Genomic DNA, 20110 nt, shown 5'->3' on the forward strand with positions numbered 1-20110 from the left:
CCACCACAAAGTTGCCATGGCCTTTCGTCTTTTTGTTCCCATCCTCGCCGGCGCGACGCTGCGTGAACGTCTGTTGGCGTGCATCGGAGCGACGATCGGCATCGCTCTGACCGGCGCGATCAGCGGACTGGCGATGGGCGGCGGCCCGCATGTGGCCCTGCTGGTGGCGCCGATGGGCGCCTCCGCCGTGCTTCTCTTCGCCGTGCCCGCGAGCCCTCTGGCGCAGCCCTGGTCGATCATCGGCGGCAATTCCATATCCGCGCTGGTGGGCGTGACAGTCATGCATTTCGTCCATGATCCGATATTTGCATCCGGCCTCGCGGTGGCGCTCGCCATCGCGGCGATGTCGTTCACGCGCTGCCTGCATCCGCCGGGTGGTGCCGCGGCGTTGACGGCGGTGCTCGGCGGGCCGGCCGTCGTCAGCGCGGGCTTCCTGTTTCCCTTCGTGCCGGTGGCGCTGAATTCGATCATCCTGGTCACGCTCGGCTACCTCTTCCACAGGCTGGCACGGCGCAACTATCCGCATGTCGCCGTGCCCGCCGCCAACAGCCACGGCACCGCCGATCCGCCTGCGGGGCAGCGCGTCGGCTTCCGGCCCGAGGATGTCGATGCGGCGCTGACCACACTCGACGAAACCTTCGACATCGACCGCGACGACCTTGAACGGCTGTTGAGACAAGTCGAACTGCAGGCGATGGTGCGGTCGCACCGGACGCTGCTTTGCCAGGACATTATGTCGCGTGACGTGGTTTCAGTGCCCGAGCAAGCCACGGTCGATGAGGCACGCCAGCAGCTGCTCGATCACAACATCCGCACCTTGCCGGTGGTCGACGCCGAAGCAAGGCTGGTCGGCGCCGTCGGCCTGCGCGAGCTGACGAAGGCCGTCGATATGGTGAAGGGTGTGATGTCCAGGGCCGGCACCGCCTCGCCCAATACGCCGGCGATGAGCCTGCTTCCCGTGCTGACCGACGGCCGCAGCCACGCCGTGGTCATCGTCGACGGTGAGCGGCGCATTCTCGGCCTGATCACGCAGACCGACCTTCTGGCGGCGGCCGCACGCGTGCAGACGGCTGACAAGGGATTGGCGGCGGCCTAAAAAAGCGAAGTCGGATCGCCGAAACCCGGGAACCTTTTTGCGGCAGGCGTATCCAACGTGCAGTCAAGTGCCTGTTCGGGCCTTGTTCGGGAGATCCGGTCGCGATGAGCAAGCTCGCAATGCCCGCCACACCCGCAGTGGCCCAAAACCCTTCCGGCGACATGCTGCTCGTGCAGCGAGCGCTGGCGCGCGAGGCGAACGCCTTCCGCGCCATCATCAAGACGCACAACCAGCGGCTCTTCCGCATCGCGCGCGGCGTGGTGCGCAACGACGCCGAGGCCGAGGACATCGTCCAGGAGGCTTATGTCCACGCTTTCGCCAGCCTGGCGGCATTCCGTGGCGAGTCCTCGCTCGCCACCTGGCTGTCGCGCATCGTCATCAACGAAGCGCTGGGCCGCCTGCGCAAGAGGCGTCGCATTGTGGCGATGCCTGAAAATCCGGAAGCGCGGATCATCCGCTTTCCCCTCAATCCCAGCGACGATCCGGAGCGGACGATGGCGCAGCGGCAGATTCTCGCACTTGTCGAACGGGCTACCGACAGCCTGCCCGACATCTACCGCATGGTCTTCGTCGCCCGCGTCATCGAGGGCCTGAGCATGGAGGAGACCGCCGACCTGCTCGGTCTGCGGCCGGAGACGGTCAAGACGAGGCTGCACCGGGCGCGTGCCCTGTTGCGCAAGGCGCTGGACGACGAGATCGGCCCTGTGCTGCTCGACGCCTTCCCCTTCGCCGGCCGGCGCTGCGAGCGGCTGACCCAGGCGGTGATGGGAAGGCTGGGCTTCGAATGATCCTGTCCTGATTTTCCGGGAACGTTTCTCCAGCTTCCGCATCCAATCAGCGTCAACTGAAAAATGTGAGCCCGGCGCCTCCTCGCGACCGGGCAAGGAGGATGCCATGTTCACCCGATACACCGCCGCCCTTGCCGCCTTGCTTCTCGTCGGCGCCGCCCCGTTCGCACAGGCCGCCGACAAGCCGACCGACCCGCAGATCGCTCATATCGCCTATACGGCCGGCGTCCTCGACATCGAGGCCGCCAAGCAAGCGATCAAGAAATCGAAGAACAAGGAGGTTCTCGATTTCGCCAAGGACATGGAGCGCGACCACGAAGCGGTAAACAAGCAGGCGCTCGACCTGGTCAAGAAGCTCAAGGTGAAGCCCGAAGACAACGCCACCAGCCAGGCGCTGACGAAGGCGGCGAAAGAGGAGCGCGCCAAGCTCGCCAAGCTGAAAGGCGCGGCCTTCGACAAGGCTTATGTCGACAACGAGGTCGCCTACCACAAGCAGGTCAACGGCGCGCTCGAAACCCTGCTCATTCCCTCGGCCAGCAATGCCGAGTTGAAGGGCCTGCTGGAGACTGGCCTGAAGATCTTTCAAGGCCATGAGCAGCATGCCGAACACGTCGCCGGCATGCTGAAATGAAAGCGGGAGCTTCAAATCGCTTGCCATGGCTGGCCACGCTGGCGCTGGTCCTTGCGGCGGCGCCGGCGGCGGGTGCGACCATCCAGGTCACCATCGACAAGCTGGTCTTTTCGCCTGATGCCGTCGAGGCGAAGGTCGGCGACACGATCGAGTGGGTGAACAAGGACGTGATCGCCCACACAGCCACAGTGAAGGGCGGCTGGGAGGTGATGATCCAGCCACGGAAATCAGCAAGCCTGACATTGAAGGCGGCGGGAACGCTCGACTATTTCTGCCGCTTCCATCCCAACATGAAGGGCCATCTCGACGTATCGCCCTAATCTCTGGCCCGGTTGAGCTGCGGCGAGGTACTGCCGCGCTGCAGCTCAACCGGGCCGCCGAACATTGTTCGGGCTAGATGCGGGAACAAGGACTGACTGGCTTGGAGCGTAGCTGCCAACCATGATATCGCAACGCCAGGAGGCGGCGATGCGTGTCATTTTCCGATGTGATCCAATGTTGGCCGAACATTTGCCGCGCCCAATGCCGGCGCGAGGCGCTCTGCCGGATTGGCTGCGCGCTATGCCTGCCACCGCATATTCGGCAATCCATGGCCGCGACATTCGTACGCTCAAGCAGTGCCCGCCGGTGGTCGACGCGATGACCTATGGCTTCATGGTCTTGCTGCCTTGCGACGTCGTTGTCGACAAGGGGGCGTTTTCCTGGAATTGGAAGATCCCGGATCCGGTTACCAAGAACCACCCCAGAGCTCCGCTGAGTTTCCACACGCCGGGTCAGCTCGCCGGCAGCCCGTTTGCGAACCCAGGCCAGGCCGCCCTCAAATTCAACAGCTTCTGGACCATTGAAGTCGAGGATGGCTGGTCGCTGTTCGCGACTCATCCGGTCAATCGCGACGATCTGCCCTTCAGGCTGGTGACGGGTCTGGTGGATTGCGACCGGTTCAGCGATGGCGGCATCAATTTCCCGGCGGTCTGGACGGAGCCCGAATTCTCGGGCGTGCTCCCGAAAGGAACTCCTGTCGCGCAATGCTTTGCGGTTCCGCGGGCCGCGCCGCAGCTCGAATACGAGGTGTTCGACGAGAAACGCCAAGCCGCCTTTACGCAGACGGTCGCCGATGTCCTGTCAACGCCCGGTGTCTACCGCAAACGGTTTCGCGCCAGGCGGGGGCGCTCCACCTGCGAGTGAGCGACGCAGCGCCTCCTCATCGAGCCACAACCGGCCGCTTGGCGCCGACGTAAGTGCCATGGCGATCACTCCAAAGGTAGATGGGCTCAAACCATAGGCCAATGAATAGGCTGCCATGGCCCCGTCGAGATCGCCGGTTTCCTGCAGGACGACGCCCAGATTGACAGCAGCCTCCGGTGCGTCCGGGCTCATCTCAAGCACCCGTCGATAGGCCTGTGCGGCGCTGCCAAACTTGCGCAAGTCCTGACGCACCAACCCGAGATCGAACCAGGCAGTTGGATGCCCGCCGCCTGCTACGGCGCGTTCAAGCAGAGCTTCCGCCTCCAGAGACGCACCGCGTTCCCACGCCAGGCGCCCGAGGCGAGCCGCTGCCTCCTCGGATTTCGGATCCTGTTGCAAGACAAGTGTCCAAGACACGCCCGCCGCCGAACTATCACCTGCCTGATCCAGGGTGCGTGCCCGCTCGACGAGTATTTCCGCATGCGACGAGAGCCTTGCAGCGCGCTCCAATTGCCGCAGCGCCGCTTCAAACCGGCCTTCGGCCCGGGCAATCCTGCATGCCAGGATCAAGGCCGGCACATTGTCCGGGCGAGCGGCAAGACTGGCTTCGATGCGTGCACGAGCCTCGAGCAGGTCTGCCTTCGCGAACAATACAGCCGCCAGGAGATGGCAAAGCGCCGGATCTCCCGGGTGCTGCGTCAGGCCCAATTCACACAGCTCCAGCGCCTGGTCGTGATTGCCGGAATTGAAGGCGGCCACAGCCCGCCGGATCAGATTGCCGATGTCTCCTTGACCTTTGCTGGTCACTCGATTGAAGCTCCCCTCTAGAACCCAAACGCCAGCCAAGCGGTGCCGGCGACGAGCGTGATCAGCGTCAGCGGCAAGCCGACCTTGAAGAAGGCACCGAAGGACAACGGGTTGCCGGTGACCCGCGCGTGCTCGGCAACGATCAGGTTGGCGACCGAGCCGAGCAAAGTGAAATTGCCGGCGAGCGTCGAACTCATGGCGACGACCAGCCAGGCACGCTGCGGATTCTCCAGGCCGGGTATGAACGGCCTCAACGCCAGCACCGCCGGAACATTGCTCATGATGTTGGAGAGCACCGCGGTGAAGCCGGACAGCCGCCAGACGTCGTCCAGGCCGAGATCCTTGGCCGAGGCGATGATGTCGGGTGTCAGCAGCGTCTTTTCGGCGCCGGCAACCACGACGAACAGTCCGGCGAACATGAACAGCAGCGGCCCGTCGATTTCGCGGTAGATGCGTTCAGGCTTGATGGCGCGGGTGAGCAGGAGAATGGCGCCGCCGACCAGCGCCGCCTTGGCCACGGGAACGCCGGCGAAGAAGGCGATCGCCAGCCCGATGCATACGATCACCGCCTTCAGCACTTGCCCGCGATGCATGCGGCCGCGCGAGACATGCGGCGTCAATTCGGCGGTGCGGGTGAATTCGGCCCGGTAGACGATGCGCACGATGACGATGACCGCGACGAGGCCGAACAGCGCGACCGGCGCCAGCGCCGCCGAAAAGGCCGGATAGGAAATGCCCGACAGCGCGCCGATGACCATGTTTTGCGGATTACCGGTGATGGTGGCGACGCTGCCGCAGTTCGATGCCGTGGCGGTGGCGATCAGATAAGGGACCGGGTTGCGGTTGATGACGCGGGTGACGTGGACGACGATCGGCGCCATGACCAGGCAGATGGCGTCGTTGACCAGGAAGGCCGACAGCACGCCGGTTAGAAGCGTCACCATCACCAGGAGCATGAACGGTGCGTGCGCGTGCTCGATGGCGATGGCGCCAAGGCCGCGAAAAGCGCCCGATACCTTCAGATGAGCCACCACGATCATCATGCCGAGCAGAAGCGTGATGGTGTCGAAATTGATGGCCCGATAGGCATCCTCCATGCTGAGGGCGCCAATGGCGATCATCGCGGCGCCGCCCAGCAGTGCGATCCCCGCGCGGTCGAGACGCAGGCCAGGGATGCGGCCGATAGCGACACCGGCATAGGTGAGGACCAGGATCAGCAGCGCCGCGGCACCCATCAATGTCATCGGTGGAAGTCCTGCTCGATCTGTTGGCGCGCCGAAGGGTGCCTGGGAAGGCCAGATGGCGTGGTGCCGCTAACGCCGGTAGAAATCAAGCTGTTGCCGCAATGCCTGCGGTGAAAACAGCTGTTCGACGGTCTGCCTCGCCTTCTTGCCCACGGTTACTCGCCGCGCCGGATCGGCCTTGAGCTCGGCCAGGATGCCGGCTGCCTGCTGCGTGGTTTCGAACAGAAAGCCGTTTTCGCCGTGCCTGATGTGGTCGGCATAGCCGCCATGCACATGACAGACCACGGGCAAACCGCAAGCCATCGCCTCGAACACGACGCGGCCGAACGTCTCCACATGCGAACCGGTGCGGTAGTAGAACACGTCGAGCGTCGGCAGGAACTGTTCGGCGGCAAATTGGCCCTGCGGCAGGAGTTCGAGCAGCGGATGCGGCGCGAGCCTGTCCCTGAGCAGCATGCCGCCTTGAATCCGCACCGCGACGCCATCGGCCAGCAATGCCTCGTAAAGCGCCGCATCGTCGGCGTGATGCTTGTCCGCCGTGTCGCGGCTCAGCCGGCCAACCGTGAACGGACCGTCCGGCCTTCCCTGCCGTGGCGCGAAACGGTCGATATCGATCGGCGACGGATGAACCACGCCCTCGACCCGCAACAGTCGCTTTTGAAAGTCGGATATCAAAACCAGTTCGGCGTCGGGCCAGCCAAGCAGGCGCGGCATGCGCGTCGTCAGCGCGATGATCTTCGGGTGAAAGGTGTTGAAGACATAGATCAGCCGGCGCGGCCTCGGGATCAGGTAGGGCCATAGCTTGTTGCGCCAATGCGCGCCGAGGAAGACATAGGTGCCACCGTCCGGCACGTTGCGCGTTGCCGGCGAGACGGGGCGAATCGGGAATTGGCGCATCAGCTCGTCCGATACGCGCGAGGAGGTTGCCCACAGCCGCACCGGCACATCGGCGCTCAACAGTCGGTACAGGTCCAGCGTTTCGCGTTCACTGCCGCCAAACGGGTTCTGAAAACCGTTGAACAAATGGATCATGATCGCTGCGCTTACCTGGCCTTGCTCGGAGGAAGCATAGCGGTGAGAGAGCGTCAAGGAAGCCGCCCGCGTAGCCTCCAGCCACTTGCAAGGCGGTGGTCAATGCATGGTGGCGGCGCTGGGTTCCGGTGCGGCCTGCGCCGGATCGAAGCTGACCTGATCGCGGCCATTCGATTTGGCGGCATAGAGCCGTCTGTCGGCGGCGGAGAATATCGCCTCGTAGGTGGTCGGCCCGTTGAAGCTGGTGCCGCCAATGCTGACGGAAAGCGGACAGGAGCGGCCACCGGGCGAAAAGTCCATCTCGCTGATGCGCCGGCGGATGCTTTCGGCAACCAGCCAAGATTGCGAGGGATCGACACCAGGCAGAAACACGCCAAACTCCTCGCCGCCGATGCGGCCGACGATATCGCTGCCGCGCAACTGTGCCTTGATCGTCTGCGCTATCAGCTTGAGCGCCTGGTCGCCGCAGTCATGGCCGAGGCGGTCGTTGATCGACTTGAAGTGGTCGGCGTCGATGATCAGCAGCGCGCCGGAACGGGTCAGCTCCTGTTTGCGGGTCTGCTCGAGATAGGCTTCGACCAGCATCGAGAAGGCGCCTCGGTTCAACACCGCCGTCAGGCTGTCCGTCGCCGCGATGACGCTGAGATCGCGCTGGGCTATGGCCAGTTGCCGGATCTTCCACATGAGAAAAAACAGGAACGAGCCGCCCAGCACCAGGGGAAGCATCAGGTCGGTCAGCTGCGCACGCCAGACGGCCTCGGTCGAAAGATAGGGGAAATTGAACGAATCGACGAAAAACGCCACAGCGATAAAGAACGCCGTTCCGGCGGCAGTGACAGCGACCACCCTGCCCCAGCTGGTCGGCGACAGGTCGAGCTTCATCCCGTTTCACTCCGTTAGCCGCCTCTACTATGACGTGCCAACGCAAACAAAATGATAAGATGTTCGTTTCAATTCGAGATCGGTTGAGCGGGAGCCGGAGCACGCTTGCCTCAATGGGCGGCAGTGCTCCGGCGGCGGAAGCGAATTCACCGAACTTCGCGCGGATGCGGGAAAATCCTGAATGTCAGCGGTTGGGTGACGGTCCACCCGCCTCGACAACGAAGGATGCCGCGATCAGGTCGTCGGCATCCAGTCGCAGCGAACCGTCGCCCGCCCCCATGATGGCGGCGACCTTGTGAAAGGTCCTCATCTCATGGTCGGAAATTTCGGCATCCTGCATTCTGGCCTTGAGTTCGGCGATACGCCGCCCCAAAGCAGGGGACGTTCCAATTTCACGTTTCGACATGGCCTGCTTCTCCTCCCCCAACCCGCACCTATTTTGCCCCGCCCGATTCGCTGGTCCTCACATTGCCTTTTTATCAGGCACCGCGAATACAAGGCCCCGAACGCGCGGTGTGTGGTAAGGTTCCAGGCCCGAAAGATCACGAAATAATTCCGGGACGATGATGCTGAGCGGCCGGAAGCCGACTGCACGCATACTGATCTTGTCGCACTTTTGTTTGCTCGGATTGCGAACTCGGCGGACTGCGGTCCCGCACCCAAAATGGGCGGGCGCCCAGCCAGGGGATCCGCCCAGCGGACAATCAAGTCCGCCGCGTAGCTCGCTTCCTCCAGGAAACCTCACTCGTGGTGCTGCACTATATAGCTCGTGCTGACGGCGTTGCTCCCAATGCCTCGGGTCACCACAACCGTCGTATATCCGGCAGGCAGCGAACCGGTGACGGTCTGGTCGACAAGACGGCATCGACCGACTAATTCTCCGCTAGGCGTGGCCCCGAGCCTGTCGGCCAATGAGGCACGGCATTTCTCAAGCGAGGCATAGCGTGTCTCAGGCGCCCAGTTGACCGGTTTGCAGACAGACGCATGGCCTGGGCTGCACGAAAGCAAAACCATCACCGCTGCGGTTGCTGGATCCATTCCCGAGGCTCCCATGTCGGACGAGCCTAAACGCGGGTCGGAAATCTTTGTTTCGCAGCCACTAAAATATTGTGCCGCCGGTGATGCTCCTCCTCAAACCTTGGCGCGCGGAATTGCCAATAGGGTTCTGGCGCTGCTTGCGCGGGCCGATCGCCGGTCCCAAAGCTTCGGCGGCCCGCGGCTTGCTGGCGGGCTTATCTCGCTGATATCAATTCCGCCAATTCAGCGTGTGGCTGGCGACAGCTCAGATGCCAAACGCACGCTCGCGCCTGAGAAGACCACGAAGGCAAACACCAGCACGGCAGCGGCCACGATCAGCGAGCCGGCGGCGACGACCGGCTCGATCGCCGTATAGCCGCCGTGTAGCATCAGATACAGGGCTGGCAGCATGATTACCAAGCCGATCGTATAGAGGCCGAAGTGGATCATTGCGATCCTACGAGCTGCCTTTGCGGGATTGAGGGCGTAGTAGCCGCCGAATATCGCGCTTGTGACCCATCCGAGCAGATTGATATGTGCATGGGCCGGAAAAGCACCGTGGTCGCCCGAGATCGCCATCTGCAAACCGGCGCCTATTCCCAAAATGAGCCACACGACGGCGGTCTTGAAGAAAAGATCTGAAACTCTAGGCATGACACTCCTCCCAAAATGCCGATTTCAAAGCACTTCGATATTAGGTCTTCCTAAAATGAAAACGCAATCAAAATCAAAACCGTCCACAGAACCCTCTCGGGCCAAGTGTTACCCATGTCTTCGGTATAAACCGTAACCCATGCGTCCGGGCCGTACACTTAAAAGATTGGCGATCCCGACAGGATTCGAACCTGTGACCATCGGCTTAGAAGGCCGGTGCTCTATCCAGCTGAGCTACGGGACCGCTGGCCGACCCGGGGGCCGGTAGATATTGCCTCTGGCGCCCGTTTGGGCGCGCGTTCAATGCGTCCAGGGCGTCCTGCGGTCATAACGGAAATTCTCCGCATAGGAAATCTGGCGGCGCTTAGCCTCTTTCGGCTCCTCGACGCGGAAGGCAAGGCCTTCCTTTTCGGCATAGGCCACTGCTTCTTCCCGCGTGTCGAAGGTGAGCCTGATCTGGCTTCTCATGTCTCCGGACGTGGTATAGCCCATCAGCGGGTCGATCTTCTTGCGCATCTCGGGGTCGAACTCCAGCACCCAATAACCGGTCTTGGCCTTGCCGGACTGCATCGCGGTTTTGGCTGGGCTGAAAATGCGCGCGGACATGGCCACCTCATTGTTGTGCAAGGCGGTATCGCCCGCCCTTGGCCCGTCATTACTGCGCAATGCGCACGGCGGCAAGGTTTTTGCACTTGCAGGTTTTTGCACTTGCCATCCAACGCCGAAATGAATAGGCAACAGACCGTTCGGAGTGTAGCGCAGGCTGGTAGCGCATCTGGTTTGGGACCAGAGGGTCGGGAGTTCGAATCTCTCCACTCCGACCATCCTTCTCAAAAACGCGATATCGATAGCCACTGGCATGAGCGCATGGCCGCCTTGTGGCTCGCCGACCATGGGCCTGTCGACCTTTGGGCCTGTCGATCTTTCTAGGCCCGTCGATCCTGGGCCTTTCGACAGGCAAGCTCGCCGGGCGAGAACCCCCGCGCCATCCCCCGGCGAGCCTACAACCTGACTTGGAACGCAATCAGGACCGGGGTCAGCCGGCAAACTCTCGGAGCAAGACTGATGCCAGCCTTGTTTTCCCAAAATGGAACACCGGCAGGTAGCACGGAGAGCCGCCATGCCGGCAGGCTCTATCCGAACATCGAGGCCGTCAGATCTCGAACTCACCCTGTCCTTCGTCCATCACGCTGACGGTTTCGGCGGCGAGCGCCCTGGTGATCGGCATCTTGCGCTCGAGCGCGATGCGATCCAGCCGCTCCACCACACGCATCGCCGTCGCCAGCGAGCGTTCGATACGCCGCACCAGATACTGCACGACATGCGGCTCGACCTCGACCTGGCGGTCGGCGAACAATTTGGTGATGACACCCGCCAGCAGAAGGTCGTCGGGCTCGTGGATCTCGACTGTCGCCGCCGCCTTCAGCCGCGAGGCAAGATCGGGCAATGACACACCCCAGGCGGCCGGAAAGCGCCGCGCCGTCAACAACAGCGTCGAGCCGGCGCCACGCACGGCATTGATAAGGTGGAACAGGCCTTGTTCGTCGACCGCTCCGGCGTCGACATCGTCGATCAGCGCCGGGCGGGCGCCAAGATTGGCGATGCTGTCGCCGATGCGCCCGGCGTCGACGGCCACCGCGTTGGCGTGCGCGCGCCAGATGGCGGCGAGATGCGTCTTGCCGGATCCGGCGGGACCCGCCAGCACCACAACCGGCGAGGGCCAGTCGGGCCAGCGGTCGACCAGCGCCGCCGCCTGGCTGTTGGTGCCGGAGACGACGAGCTCGTCGCGCGAATAGCCGGTGCCGTGGCCGAGATCGAGCGGCAGCTGGCGCGGCGGATCGGTGCGCTGGGCAGTCACGTCAGCGACGCGGCTGCGTGCGGCGGCCGCCGCCACGATCGGCGGGCAGCGGCGGCACGGGCTCTTTCGCATGGCCCTTGTAGAGCGGCGATTCGAGATAGCGGGCGATGGCAAAGCGCACCAGCACGGCGACGGCCGCCGAAGCCGGCACGGCGATCAGCAGGCCCACGAAACCGAACAGCGCGCCGAAGGCAAACAGCGCGAACATCAGCCATACCGGATGCAGGCCGACGCTTTTGCCGACCAGCCGGGGCTGCAGGATGTTGCCTTCGATGAACTGGCCGATGAAGAACACCACGGCAACGGCGACGATCATGGTCCAGTCCGGCCAGAACTGGACGAAGGCAACGCCGACGGCCAGCACCAGGCCGGTCAACGAACCGACATAGGGAATGAAGGAGATCAGCCCGGCGAAGAGGCCGATGAGGATGGCGAAATTCAACCCGGTAAGCGTCAGGCCGGTGGCATACATGGCGCCAAGCACCAGGCAGAGCGTGCCCTGGCCGCGCACGAAGCCGGCGGTGGCGGTGTTGATGTCGCGCGCGATGGCGCGCACCGTGGCGACGTTGTCGCGCGGCACCCAACTGTCGATGACCGCGACCATGCGGTCCCAGTCGAGCAGCATGTAGAAGGCAACCACCGGCGTCACCACGAACAGGCTGACCACCGAGACCAACGCCATGCCGGAACTCCACAACGAGGTGAAGACGGTGGTGATCAGGCCAAAGCCGGAAGTCAGCAGCGAATTCAGGCCGTCGCGCAAGCCATTGGCGTTGACGCCGAATTTCTCTTCCAGCCATTTCGGATCGAACGACGTGATCAGGCTCTGCAGCCGGGTCAGGTACTCCGGCAGTTTGCCGGCGAAGTCGGCCATCTGCGTCGCCAGCACCGGGATCAGAATGACGAATGCCAGCACCAGCACGATAAGGAAGGTGATGAGGATGACCACCGTCGCCATGAAGCGCGACAGGCCGAGCCGTTGCAGCCGGTCGGCGACCGGATCGAGGAAATAGGCAAGCACCATGCCGGCGACGAAGGGCAGCAGGATGTCGCTGAAGACATAGAGGAACAGCGCAAGCACCGCCAATCCGGCCAGCCAGAAGAAGATCTGCCGGCGGAACGCCAGAGACGCAGTTTCGCCTGCCGCCGCAGCCTCAGCGGCCGCTTCGATGGATCCTTGGTCAGGTGTCCGGTTTGGAGCTTTCGCCATAGCCGCTCATATGCCTCAGCCAAGCCACGAGATAGGCCGCGGCCGAAGCCACGGTCAAGACCCCGGACAGCAATATGAGGGCCGGCCGCAAAGGGTCGAGTCGCACGGCAAGAGCCAGCTCGCCCAGCACGACCGCCGCCAGGACGATCTGGATGGCGGTGTTGGCCTTCGAGACGAACAGCGGCTTCATCTCGACCGGCTGGGCCATGACGGAAGACAACAGAACCGCGCAAACGATCAGCGCATCGCGCGCCACCATGGTGACGACCAGCCATAGCGGCAACTGTCCTATGAAGCCCATGACGATGAACACCGAAACCAAAAGCAGCTTGTCGGCAATCGGATCGAGATAGGCGCCGAGCCTGGACCACTGGTTGAAACGGCGGGCGATGAAGCCGTCGACACCGTCGGAGACGCCGGCGACGACGAACCCGACGAAGGCCCAGTCCCAGCGCTCCTGCAGCATCGCCAGCACCACGGCGGGCACCAGGAGAAGCCGCAGGATGGTGATCAGGTTGGGGATCGTCAAATGCGTGCCTGCCAGTTTGCTTGCTGATAGATGATCGAGACGAAAGCCGGGTGCAAGGGAGAAGCCGCCAATCCCCTTTGCCGCGCGGACTGGCCGGTTGGGGTCCGCTGTCCACGATTTTGTCACTTTGAACCGCCCCTCCGCCGCCGTTATCCTTGCCCCCCGAAACCATTCATGCGAAGAGCCCGCAAACAGGGAAATTGCGATGAGCAAGCGCGAAACGGGCCAGGACAAAACGGGCAAGCGCAGGAACGGGCTCACTTATGCCGAGGCCGGTGTCGATATCGATGCCGGCAATCTGATGGTCGAGAAGATCAAGCCGCTGGTGCGCGCGACGCGCCGGCCGGGCGCCGATGGCGAGATCGGCGGGTTCGGCGGCCTGTTCGACCTCAAGGCGGCGGGCTTCACCGATCCGGTGCTGGTCGCGGCCAATGACGGCGTCGGAACCAAGCTCAAGATCGCCATCGAAGCCGGCAAGCACGACACGATCGGCATCGACCTCGTCGCCATGTGCGTCAACGACATTGTCGTGCAAGGTGCCGAGCCGCTGTTCTTCCTCGACTATTTCGCCACCGGCAAGCTCGATCCCGACCAAGGTGCGGCGATCGTCGGCGGCATCGCCACGGGCTGCCGCCAGGCCGGCTGCGCGCTGATCGGCGGCGAGACCGCGGAAATGCCCGGCATGTATCACGGCAACGACTACGACCTTGCCGGCTTTGCGGTGGGCGCGGCCGAACGCGGCCAGTTGCTGCCGACCGACGATATCGTCGAAGGTGACGTGCTGTTGGGTCTGGCCTCCTCGGGCCTGCATTCGAACGGCTTTTCGCTGGTGCGCCGCATCGTCGGTGTCAGCGGCCTCGCCTGGAGCGATCCGGCGCCATTCAACGACGAGGTGACGCTGGCCGAGGCGCTGCTCGAACCGACCCGCATCTACGTCAAGTCGATCCTCAAGGCGATCCGCAACACGCATGGCATCAAGGCGCTGGCCCACATCACCGGCGGCGGCTTCCCGGAAAACATTCCGCGCGTGCTGCCCAAGGATTTTTCGGCCGAACTCGACCTCGAGGCGATCGACGTGCCCGCGGTATTCTCCTGGCTGGCCAAGACCGGCGGCGTGGCGCCGGAAGAGATGATGCGCACCTTCAATTGCGGCATCGGCATGATCCTGGCGGTCGCCTCCGGCCAGGCGGCGCAGGTCGCCGCCGTGCTGCAGGAAGCCGGCGAGACGGTGACGCCGATCGGCCGCATCGTGCCGCGCCGCGACGCCGGCGTCATCTATCGGGGCTCGATCGGCCTATGAATATGCAGAAAAAACGCACCGTCGTCCTGATCTCGGGACGTGGATCGAACATGACCGCGCTGATCGCGGCTGCCAGCGACCCGGCCTTCCCGGCCGAGATCGTCGGCGTCATCTCCGACAAGGCGGATGCCGCCGGCCTCGGCATCGCCAAGGCACGCGGCATCGCCACGCGGGTCATTTCCCGTGCCGACCATGGCAGCAAGCAGGCGCACGATGCCGCGATAGACGCCGCACTCACGGCCTTCCACACCGATATCGTGGCGCTGGCCGGCTATATGCGCATCCTCACTCCCGGCTTCGTGCAGAAATGGCAGGGCCGCATGATCAACATCCACCCTGCCCTGCTGCCCGCCTTCAAGGGGCTTGATACGCATGCGCGCGCACTTGCGGCCGGCATACGCATCCACGGCTGCACGGTGCATTTCGTCACGACCGAAATGGATGACGGCCCGATCATCGCGCAGGCGGCCGTGCCGGTGATGGTCGGCGACAATGCCGACACGCTGGCCGCCCGGGTGCTGAAGGCCGAGCACCGGCTCTATGCGCTGGCGCTGGGGCTGGTCGCCGAAGGCAAGGCGCGCATGGAGGCCGGCCGCACCGTGCTTGCCCATTTTGCCGACGATGCCGACAACGGCACGTCGGTGGTGATGGCGCCCGACCCGCTGCGCGAGGAAGCCGATCTGGAGCACCTGGCGCGGATTACGCCTTGAGCCTTGAGCCTGGTAGCAAATATTGCTACCCTTCTGGTTGAAGGAGACAGTTCAATGGCGACAGTCGAGAAAGTTAGCGTGGCGCTTTCGCCGGAGTTGCTTGAGATGGTCAAGGGCGCCGTCGACAGCGGGCGCTACGGATCGGCAAGCGAGGTGATCCGCGAGGCGCTGCGCGAGTGGCGGTTACGCCAGCCGTTGCGCGAGGCCGAGGCGGAACGGTTGCGCAAAGCCTGGATCGAGGGGTTGGAAAGCGGTCCATTCGCTCCTTTCGACATCGAAGACATAAAACAGAAGGCCCGCAGCCGGCTCGTCGACGCTATCAAGAAATAGCTTCATGGTGAGCATGCCGATCATCCGCAGCCCGGCGGCAGAAGGAGACCTTGTCGATATCTGGCTTGCCATCGCCAATGACAGTCCACGTGCAGCCGATCACTTTCTTGATGCTATCGCGGAACGTATCCTGCAGCTTGCTGCCTTCCCCGAATCCGGACCACGTAGACCCGACATCGGCGCCGACGCGCGAGCGCTGACGATCGGCAACTATCTCATCCTGTATCGCCTCGCGGAGGGATGGATCGAGATCGTGCGTATCGTGCATGGTGCGCGCGATGTTTCGACGCTGTTTTAGGATCAAAGCCGTGGACGTCTTCGACAGTGCAATCCGAAGAAAAGGCGATTTCGCCGGTATTTTTGAATATGACGAGACCGATGGGGCACAAAACGCTAGAGCCTATTTTATCTGAGCGAGATCAAGGGCCAGGCAGTTGGACCGATCATTGGCACAATTCATATTCGCTCAGGCGCGTGGGCGATCACCGAGGCAGATGTCGCCGTTAGGTGGGATCGTGACAAGCAACGTGTAGGTCTGTTCATCTTCGGCACTTTGTCAGCGGCCTTTGATGCAACCACGGGCACGAAGTATGGTGGCGGATATGGCAAGGATTTCAATGCCGACATTCCCTGGTCCTGACCAATACCGATGAGACAGCTGCTTGTCCTGCGCCACGCTAAGTCGAGTCGGGATGATCCCAAGCTTGCCGATTTCGACCGGCCGCTCGCCGAGCGCGGGTTGAAGACGGCGCCGCTGATCGGGCGCGAGCTTGCGGCGCGCGACTGGGTTCCGGATCTGGCGCTGGTGTCGCCGGCGCTGCGCACACGCGACACCTGGCGGCTGGTGGCGGCGGAGTTGCCCATGCATCCTCGATCTGTGTTTGCCGAGGCGCTCTATGACGCTTCGGCGGCGGATATTCTGAGCCAGATTCGCCTGGCCGATCCGTCGAACGGTTGCCTGCTGGTGGTCGGCCACAATCCGGGCCTGGAGGATCTGGCGAAACAGCTTGCCGGTTCAGGATCGGAAGCGAAAGCGCGCAAGCGGCTCGAGGAAAAGTTCCCGACGGCAGCCCTTGCGCGCTTGGTCTTCGAGGGCGACTGGTCCGGCCTGTCGTCCGCGCGGCTGACGCATTTCCTGCGGCCGAGGGATCTGAGCCAGTAGGCTGATGTTGGCAGGAACGGCGGGGCGAACCCGCCGCATATCTGCCCACGGACATCAGTTCCCCCAGATGCCCTGGCCGGGTTCGGGCCATTCCTTGGCGGGTTTCATGTTGGTGTCGGCTGCCTTGTGCCCGGCCATGTCCGTGTCCTTGACCGCGCCGGTGGCGGCATGGTCGACGCCGGCAACCGAGGCGACCGGCTGGTTGGCACCATCGGAGCCATAGTGGTCACTGCCGGCAAAAGCAGCGCCGGTCATAACGAGAATGGCGGCGGTAGCGAGAGCGATCCTGTTCATTTCAATCTCCTGTTTCATCCGTTGGGCGGCGTCTTGGGAGGACGGTTCCGCTAGAGCATGATGCCAAAAAATGTGACGCGGCTTTCGGGCGCCCTCATGCTCTATCTCTTTGATTTAGAGGCGAATTCAGATTTCAGGTCATTCGACTTGAAATCATCCGGCTCTATGGACAAGACCCGAGGCCGCCACGTTTTATTCCTGGAGATGGAAGCTTTTTTCTAGACCGACGGCCCAAGACGGTGCCCGTCAGTGCCTGCGCCATGGCACAAAAAACAAGAGCGGCGGGCCAAGCCCACCGCTCTTTGTCGTCATGCAGGGTTTGAAGCTGTTAGCGGCCCCAGATGCCCTGGCCCGACTCGGCAGGAACCTTCGCATTGGCGTCGGCCTGCGTCTTGTCGATCTTCAGGATCGAACCGGTGCGGAGCGTGTCGACGTTGGAAGTCGACTGGTTGGCGACCGGCTGGTTGGCATTGTTGGAGCCATAATTGTCGCTGCCGGCGAAAGCGGTGCCCGTGGCGACGAGGATGGCGGCGGCGGTAAGAGCGATCTTGGTCATTTTATTTACTCCTGATTTGAAGATTGGTTGCGATCGGTTCGGGAAACGCGATTAGTGGTTGCCGAAGAGGTTGTGATCGGCGCCCTGCGGAGCCGGGGCCTGGACGGTTCCGTTCGACTTCGAGATCGAAGCGGTAACGGAATGGTCGACAGTGGCGGCGGGCTGATTGGCGTTGGCCGAGCCATAATTGTCGCTGCCGGCAAAGGCCGTGCCCGTGGCAACGAGGATGGCGGCGGCGGTAAGAGCGATCTTGGTCATTTTGGTTACTCCAGTTTGCTAGTCCTGTCCGTCTAGTGGCGTGCCCTTGGGAGGAATTTCGCGTCGCTCGGACCACCCCGAAGTAGGGAATGCCTTTTTTGATTTCCAGTCGCATCGGTTTTGCAGTTATTCGTTATATTATGGACAATGCATATTGCACCGCAGCAAATGCGACATGACTTCTCCAATATTTCCAGTAACTTAAGTTTTCGCCTTCGACGAAAGCGACACCAGTTCGCGATCTATTGTTCACCATTTGCGATACAATCTGTCAATCAGAACCGAACCGTTCGGTTCGATTTAATGCTGAAGTGGACGCCGAAATGGATGGATCGAGCCTGCGAAAAGCCTTTCGCCGCCGGCCACCTGCCCGCATTTGCCTTGCGTCGAGATCGAGACTATCGCTCATTTCAAGTCTGATTGTCGGATGCGGCGGCCGTTCAAGCCCAGGGCAGCCCGCCGCGATCGAGAAGAGACGGATGCAGGAACAGCAACAGACATGCGATTGCTGCTTGTCGAGGACAACCACGAACTGGCGGACTGGCTGGGCAAGACCCTACGCCAGGCGCATTATGTCGTCGACATCGTGCATGACGGCGAGGATGTCGAGCATGCGCTGGCGGCCGGCGACCACGCACTCATCATCCTCGACCTTGCGCTGCCGCGCATGGGCGGAATGGAGGTGCTGCGCATGCTGCGGGCGCGCGGCAACCGTGTGCCGGTGATCGTGCTCACAGCCAATGCCAGCCTCGACGGCCGCGTTAAAGGCCTCAACGAAGGCGCGGACGACTACCTGGCCAAGCCTTTCCAGATCGAGGAACTCGAAGCGCGTATCCGCGTGCAGTTGCGCCGCGCCAATGACCGCACCGCGCCGATGATCACCTGCGGTGACCTCGTCTTCGACACCAACACAAGGCTGTTTTCGCTCGCGGGCGAAACGCTGGCGCTGACACCGCGCGAACACGCAGTGCTGGAACAATTGATGGTCAAGGCCGGGCGCACCGTGAGCAAGGCGGCATTGTCGGCCGCGATCTACGATTTCGAGACCGACGCCGATCCTAGCGCCATCGAGATCTACGTGCACCGCGTGCGCAAGAAACTCGAAGGGTCGCGGGTCCAGATCGCCACACTGCGTGGCCTCGGCTACCTCTTGCGCCAAGACGATTTGGCGCCGTGACGATCCTGGCGCCATGAGGATCAACAGCCTCCGCCTGCAATTGCTGGCATGGGTGGTGCTGCCGCTTGCCGGGCTCGCGACCATCAACCTGTGGACCAGCCAGCGCAACGCACTGGCGACCGCAGACCTGGTCACCGACCGGATGCTGGTCGGATCGGCGCGGGCGATTGCCGAGCAGGTCGCCATGGTCGACGGCGTGCTCGATGCCACGGTGCCCCCGGCCGCGATCGAGATGTTCGACACCGGCGACCGCGACAGCGTCTACTATCGCGTCGAGACAGCCGGCGGGCGGCTGCTGACCGGATACCCCGACCTGCCCGAAGCGCCGCAGCATGCCAGTGTCGAGGCTGCCTATCGCGATCACCAGCTACGGCTCATGACCCTTGGCCATGCGGTGATCGGCGCCGGCAACGACTCGCCGATATCGGTCACCGTGGGCGTCACCCTTGCCGGCCATGACGCCATGGTCAAACGGCTTTGGTTCAGCGCCTTTGCCCAGCAACTGGCGCTGGTGGCGATTGCCGGCGTGTTCGTGCTGCTCGGCTTGCGTCGCGGCCTGGCGCCGCTGATCCGGCTGCGCGATGCGGTACGCTCGCCAAACCGCAGCGACCTTGACCCCGTCGAAGTGCCCGGTGCGCAAAGCGAGATCCGCCCGCTGATCGACGCCCTCAACGCCTACATGGAGCGCGTGCGGGCGCAGATGGCGGCGCAACGCCGCTTCATCGCCAACGCGGCGCACCAGCTGCGCACGCCTCTGGCGCTGCTGTCCACACAGGCAAGCTATGCGCTTCGCGAAAGTGCCGCCGATGCCCGCCAGGAGGCGCTGGTGGCGCTGCAGGCGAGTTCCGGCAAACTGGCGCGGCTGGCCGAACAGCTCCTGACCCTGTCACGCGCCGAGCCAGGCAGCCGGCGGCCGCGCGCCGACCGCGTCGACCTGGCCGAAGCCGCCCGCCACGTGCTGGAAACGCAGGCCCCGACAGCGATCGCCCGCAACATCGATCTCGGCCTCGAGGAGGCCGGTCCCGTGCCGGTCACCGGCGACGGCACCATGCTGCGCGAGATGATCGTCAACCTTGTCGACAACGCGCTGCGCTACTCCCCGGTCGGGGGGCGTGTCACGGTCAGCCTGGCGGCCCTCGATGGCGAGGCCGTGCTGACCGTCGCCGACAACGGACCCGGCATCCCGGCGGACGAGCGCGAGCATGTGTTCGAACGCTTCTATCGCGTCGCCGGTTCGAGCGAGCAAGGCAGCGGGCTCGGGCTGGCGATCGTGCGCGAGGTGGTCGAGAACGCCGGCGGCCGCGTCACCCTCGGGGATGGTGCGGCCGGCGGTCTGGTGGTCGAGGTCAGGCTGCCCTTGGCCTGACTGGTCAGGCTGCCCCTGGTCTGA

General features: G+C 63.3%; 25 protein-coding genes and 2 tRNA genes. 13 read left to right on the forward strand and 14 right to left on the reverse strand.

Annotation, left to right across the window (positions count from 1 at the left end):
- The first annotated feature begins 16 nt into the window (after positions 1-16).
- The 5 genes from MESOP_RS25475 to MESOP_RS25495 all read left to right on the forward strand — a co-directional run bounded on the left by MESOP_RS25475 (position 17) and on the right by MESOP_RS25495 (position 3700).
- Complete coding sequence (locus tag MESOP_RS25475) at positions 17-1096, forward strand: HPP family protein (protein WP_013896212.1); 1080 nt, start codon at positions 17-19, stop codon at positions 1094-1096.
- A 119-nt stretch (positions 1097-1215) separates the two neighbouring features.
- Positions 1216-1884, forward strand: coding sequence for an RNA polymerase sigma factor (locus tag MESOP_RS25480; protein WP_013896213.1), 669 nt, complete (start codon positions 1216-1218; stop codon positions 1882-1884).
- A gap of 106 nt (positions 1885-1990) precedes the next feature.
- Positions 1991-2515: a DUF4142 domain-containing protein gene (locus MESOP_RS25485; protein ID WP_013896214.1), complete on the forward strand. Its 525-nt coding sequence runs from the start codon at positions 1991-1993 to the stop codon at positions 2513-2515.
- Positions 2512-2835, forward strand: coding sequence for a cupredoxin domain-containing protein (locus tag MESOP_RS25490; protein ID WP_013896215.1), 324 nt, complete (start codon positions 2512-2514; stop codon positions 2833-2835). Before MESOP_RS25485 ends, MESOP_RS25490 begins: the two co-directional genes overlap by 4 nt.
- A 148-nt stretch (positions 2836-2983) precedes the next feature.
- Entirely contained in the window at positions 2984-3700 is a 717-nt protein-coding gene (locus tag MESOP_RS25495) for a hypothetical protein (protein WP_013896216.1), read from the forward strand.
- Here MESOP_RS25495 and MESOP_RS34050 read toward each other — a convergent pair.
- The 8 genes from MESOP_RS34050 to MESOP_RS25535 all read right to left on the reverse strand — a co-directional run bounded on the left by MESOP_RS34050 (position 3638) and on the right by MESOP_RS25535 (position 9942).
- Positions 3638-4507 carry a tetratricopeptide repeat protein gene (locus tag MESOP_RS34050; protein WP_013896217.1) on the reverse strand — a complete coding sequence of 290 codons (870 nt, stop codon included), beginning with the start codon at positions 4505-4507 and terminating at the stop codon, positions 3638-3640. The genes MESOP_RS25495 and MESOP_RS34050 overlap by 63 nt on opposite strands.
- Before the next feature lie 17 nt (positions 4508-4524).
- Positions 4525-5751, reverse strand: coding sequence for an anion transporter (locus tag MESOP_RS25505; RefSeq protein WP_013896218.1), 1227 nt, complete (start codon positions 5749-5751; stop codon positions 4525-4527).
- Positions 5752-5820: 69 nt separating this feature from the next.
- The gene (locus tag MESOP_RS25510; RefSeq protein WP_013896219.1) at positions 5821-6783 is read right to left on the reverse strand and encodes a glycosyltransferase family 4 protein; all 963 of its coding nucleotides are present in this window, start codon (positions 6781-6783) and stop codon (positions 5821-5823) included.
- Between the two features lie 99 nt (positions 6784-6882).
- Positions 6883-7665 carry a GGDEF domain-containing protein gene (locus MESOP_RS25515; protein ID WP_013896220.1) on the reverse strand — a complete coding sequence of 261 codons (783 nt, stop codon included), beginning with the start codon at positions 7663-7665 and terminating at the stop codon, positions 6883-6885.
- 184 nt (positions 7666-7849) lie between these two features.
- Complete coding sequence (locus MESOP_RS25520; RefSeq protein ID WP_013896221.1) at positions 7850-8071, reverse strand: hypothetical protein; 222 nt, start codon at positions 8069-8071, stop codon at positions 7850-7852.
- Positions 8072-8925: 854 nt separating this feature from the next.
- Positions 8926-9336 (reverse strand): hypothetical protein, encoded by a 411-nt coding sequence (locus tag MESOP_RS25525; RefSeq protein ID WP_013896223.1) that lies wholly within the window; start codon positions 9334-9336, stop codon positions 8926-8928.
- A gap of 167 nt (positions 9337-9503) precedes the next feature.
- Positions 9504-9580 (reverse strand) — tRNA-Arg (locus MESOP_RS25530).
- 56 nt (positions 9581-9636) lie between these two features.
- A complete protein-coding gene (locus tag MESOP_RS25535; RefSeq protein ID WP_013896224.1) occupies positions 9637-9942 on the reverse strand; it encodes an ETC complex I subunit in 306 nt (101 codons plus the stop codon).
- Positions 9943-10083: 141 nt separating this feature from the next.
- On the opposite strand from MESOP_RS25535, the gene MESOP_RS25540 reads away from it, so the two are divergent.
- Positions 10084-10160, forward strand: a tRNA-Pro gene (locus tag MESOP_RS25540).
- A 329-nt stretch (positions 10161-10489) separates the two neighbouring features.
- Here the strand turns inward: MESOP_RS25540 and hdaA are convergent.
- Genes hdaA through MESOP_RS25555 form a run of 3 tightly spaced genes read right to left on the reverse strand, consistent with a single transcriptional unit; the run spans position 10490 to position 12933 of the window.
- A complete protein-coding gene (gene hdaA, locus MESOP_RS25545) occupies positions 10490-11194 on the reverse strand; it encodes a DnaA regulatory inactivator HdaA (RefSeq protein ID WP_041165000.1) in 705 nt (234 codons plus the stop codon).
- A 1-nt stretch (position 11195) separates the two neighbouring features.
- Complete coding sequence (locus MESOP_RS25550) at positions 11196-12404, reverse strand: AI-2E family transporter (protein WP_013896226.1); 1209 nt, start codon at positions 12402-12404, stop codon at positions 11196-11198.
- The gene (locus MESOP_RS25555; protein ID WP_041164322.1) at positions 12376-12933 is read right to left on the reverse strand and encodes a CDP-alcohol phosphatidyltransferase family protein; all 558 of its coding nucleotides are present in this window, start codon (positions 12931-12933) and stop codon (positions 12376-12378) included. The genes MESOP_RS25550 and MESOP_RS25555 overlap by 29 nt, the downstream gene beginning before the upstream one ends.
- Before the next feature lie 205 nt (positions 12934-13138).
- On the opposite strand from MESOP_RS25555, the gene purM reads away from it, so the two are divergent.
- The 5 genes from purM to MESOP_RS25580 all read left to right on the forward strand — a co-directional run bounded on the left by purM (position 13139) and on the right by MESOP_RS25580 (position 16435).
- Complete coding sequence (gene purM / locus MESOP_RS25560) at positions 13139-14233, forward strand: phosphoribosylformylglycinamidine cyclo-ligase (protein WP_013896228.1); 1095 nt, start codon at positions 13139-13141, stop codon at positions 14231-14233.
- Positions 14230-14943, forward strand: a complete 714-nt coding sequence (gene purN / locus MESOP_RS25565; protein WP_013896229.1) for a phosphoribosylglycinamide formyltransferase — start codon at positions 14230-14232, stop codon at positions 14941-14943. Before purM ends, purN begins: the two co-directional genes overlap by 4 nt.
- Positions 14944-14997: 54 nt before the next feature.
- Entirely contained in the window at positions 14998-15273 is a 276-nt protein-coding gene (locus MESOP_RS25570) for a type II toxin-antitoxin system ParD family antitoxin (protein WP_013896230.1), read from the forward strand.
- Between the two features lie 13 nt (positions 15274-15286).
- Positions 15287-15571 carry a type II toxin-antitoxin system RelE/ParE family toxin gene (locus MESOP_RS25575; RefSeq protein ID WP_013896231.1) on the forward strand — a complete coding sequence of 95 codons (285 nt, stop codon included), beginning with the start codon at positions 15287-15289 and terminating at the stop codon, positions 15569-15571.
- Between the two features lie 351 nt (positions 15572-15922).
- Positions 15923-16435: a SixA phosphatase family protein gene (locus MESOP_RS25580; RefSeq protein ID WP_013896232.1), complete on the forward strand. Its 513-nt coding sequence runs from the start codon at positions 15923-15925 to the stop codon at positions 16433-16435.
- 54 nt (positions 16436-16489) lie between these two features.
- On the opposite strand, the gene MESOP_RS25585 is transcribed toward MESOP_RS25580, so the two are convergent.
- The 3 genes from MESOP_RS25585 to MESOP_RS25595 form a co-directional block, all read right to left on the reverse strand.
- Positions 16490-16729: a DUF680 domain-containing protein gene (locus MESOP_RS25585; RefSeq protein WP_013896233.1), complete on the reverse strand. Its 240-nt coding sequence runs from the start codon at positions 16727-16729 to the stop codon at positions 16490-16492.
- Positions 16730-17057: 328 nt separating this feature from the next.
- Positions 17058-17285 (reverse strand): DUF680 domain-containing protein, encoded by a 228-nt coding sequence (locus MESOP_RS25590; RefSeq protein ID WP_013896234.1) that lies wholly within the window; start codon positions 17283-17285, stop codon positions 17058-17060.
- Positions 17286-17336: 51 nt separating this feature from the next.
- A complete protein-coding gene (locus MESOP_RS25595) occupies positions 17337-17543 on the reverse strand; it encodes a DUF680 domain-containing protein (protein WP_013896235.1) in 207 nt (68 codons plus the stop codon).
- Between the two features lie 499 nt (positions 17544-18042).
- Here MESOP_RS25595 and MESOP_RS25600 point away from each other — a divergent pair, with 499 nt between their 5' ends.
- Entirely contained in the window at positions 18043-18720 is a 678-nt protein-coding gene (locus MESOP_RS25600) for a response regulator (protein ID WP_013896236.1), read from the forward strand.
- Positions 18721-18733: 13 nt separating this feature from the next.
- Positions 18734-20086 (forward strand): sensor histidine kinase, encoded by a 1353-nt coding sequence (locus tag MESOP_RS25605; protein ID WP_013896237.1) that lies wholly within the window; start codon positions 18734-18736, stop codon positions 20084-20086.
- Positions 20087-20110: the final 24 nt, after the last annotated feature.

The organism is Mesorhizobium opportunistum WSM2075, from assembly GCF_000176035.2.
GTDB classification, from domain to species: domain Bacteria; phylum Pseudomonadota; class Alphaproteobacteria; order Rhizobiales; family Rhizobiaceae; genus Mesorhizobium; species Mesorhizobium opportunistum.

What these genes read in the sequence shown, in the direction of transcription:
- MESOP_RS25475 (WP_013896212.1), top strand. Translation starts at nt 17, where the DNA reads ATGGCCTTTCGTCTTTTTGTTCCCATCCTCGCCGGCGCGACGCTGCGT.
- MESOP_RS25480 (WP_013896213.1), top strand. Translation starts at nt 1,216, where the DNA reads ATGCCCGCCACACCCGCAGTGGCCCAAAACCCTTCCGGCGACATGCTG.
- MESOP_RS25485 (WP_013896214.1), top strand. Translation starts at nt 1,991, where the DNA reads ATGTTCACCCGATACACCGCCGCCCTTGCCGCCTTGCTTCTCGTCGGC.
- MESOP_RS25490 (WP_013896215.1), top strand. Translation starts at nt 2,512, where the DNA reads ATGAAAGCGGGAGCTTCAAATCGCTTGCCATGGCTGGCCACGCTGGCG.
- MESOP_RS25495 (WP_013896216.1), top strand. Translation starts at nt 2,984, where the DNA reads ATGCGTGTCATTTTCCGATGTGATCCAATGTTGGCCGAACATTTGCCG.
- MESOP_RS25505 (WP_013896218.1), bottom strand. Translation starts at nt 5,751, where the DNA reads ATGACATTGATGGGTGCCGCGGCGCTGCTGATCCTGGTCCTCACCTAT.
- MESOP_RS25510 (WP_013896219.1), bottom strand. Translation starts at nt 6,783, where the DNA reads ATGATCCATTTGTTCAACGGTTTTCAGAACCCGTTTGGCGGCAGTGAA.
- MESOP_RS25515 (WP_013896220.1), bottom strand. Translation starts at nt 7,665, where the DNA reads ATGAAGCTCGACCTGTCGCCGACCAGCTGGGGCAGGGTGGTCGCTGTC.
- MESOP_RS25520 (WP_013896221.1), bottom strand. Translation starts at nt 8,071, where the DNA reads ATGTCGAAACGTGAAATTGGAACGTCCCCTGCTTTGGGGCGGCGTATC.
- MESOP_RS25525 (WP_013896223.1), bottom strand. Translation starts at nt 9,336, where the DNA reads ATGCCTAGAGTTTCAGATCTTTTCTTCAAGACCGCCGTCGTGTGGCTC.
- MESOP_RS25535 (WP_013896224.1), bottom strand. Translation starts at nt 9,942, where the DNA reads ATGTCCGCGCGCATTTTCAGCCCAGCCAAAACCGCGATGCAGTCCGGC.
- MESOP_RS25550 (WP_013896226.1), bottom strand. Translation starts at nt 12,404, where the DNA reads ATGGCGAAAGCTCCAAACCGGACACCTGACCAAGGATCCATCGAAGCG.
- purM (WP_013896228.1), top strand. Translation starts at nt 13,139, where the DNA reads ATGAGCAAGCGCGAAACGGGCCAGGACAAAACGGGCAAGCGCAGGAAC.
- purN (WP_013896229.1), top strand. Translation starts at nt 14,230, where the DNA reads ATGAATATGCAGAAAAAACGCACCGTCGTCCTGATCTCGGGACGTGGA.
- MESOP_RS25570 (WP_013896230.1), top strand. Translation starts at nt 14,998, where the DNA reads ATGGCGACAGTCGAGAAAGTTAGCGTGGCGCTTTCGCCGGAGTTGCTT.
- MESOP_RS25575 (WP_013896231.1), top strand. Translation starts at nt 15,287, where the DNA reads ATGCCGATCATCCGCAGCCCGGCGGCAGAAGGAGACCTTGTCGATATC.
- MESOP_RS25580 (WP_013896232.1), top strand. Translation starts at nt 15,923, where the DNA reads ATGAGACAGCTGCTTGTCCTGCGCCACGCTAAGTCGAGTCGGGATGAT.
- MESOP_RS25585 (WP_013896233.1), bottom strand. Translation starts at nt 16,729, where the DNA reads ATGAACAGGATCGCTCTCGCTACCGCCGCCATTCTCGTTATGACCGGC.
- MESOP_RS25590 (WP_013896234.1), bottom strand. Translation starts at nt 17,285, where the DNA reads ATGACCAAGATCGCTCTTACCGCCGCCGCCATCCTCGTCGCCACGGGC.
- MESOP_RS25595 (WP_013896235.1), bottom strand. Translation starts at nt 17,543, where the DNA reads ATGACCAAGATCGCTCTTACCGCCGCCGCCATCCTCGTTGCCACGGGC.
- MESOP_RS25600 (WP_013896236.1), top strand. Translation starts at nt 18,043, where the DNA reads ATGCGATTGCTGCTTGTCGAGGACAACCACGAACTGGCGGACTGGCTG.
- MESOP_RS25605 (WP_013896237.1), top strand. Translation starts at nt 18,734, where the DNA reads ATGAGGATCAACAGCCTCCGCCTGCAATTGCTGGCATGGGTGGTGCTG.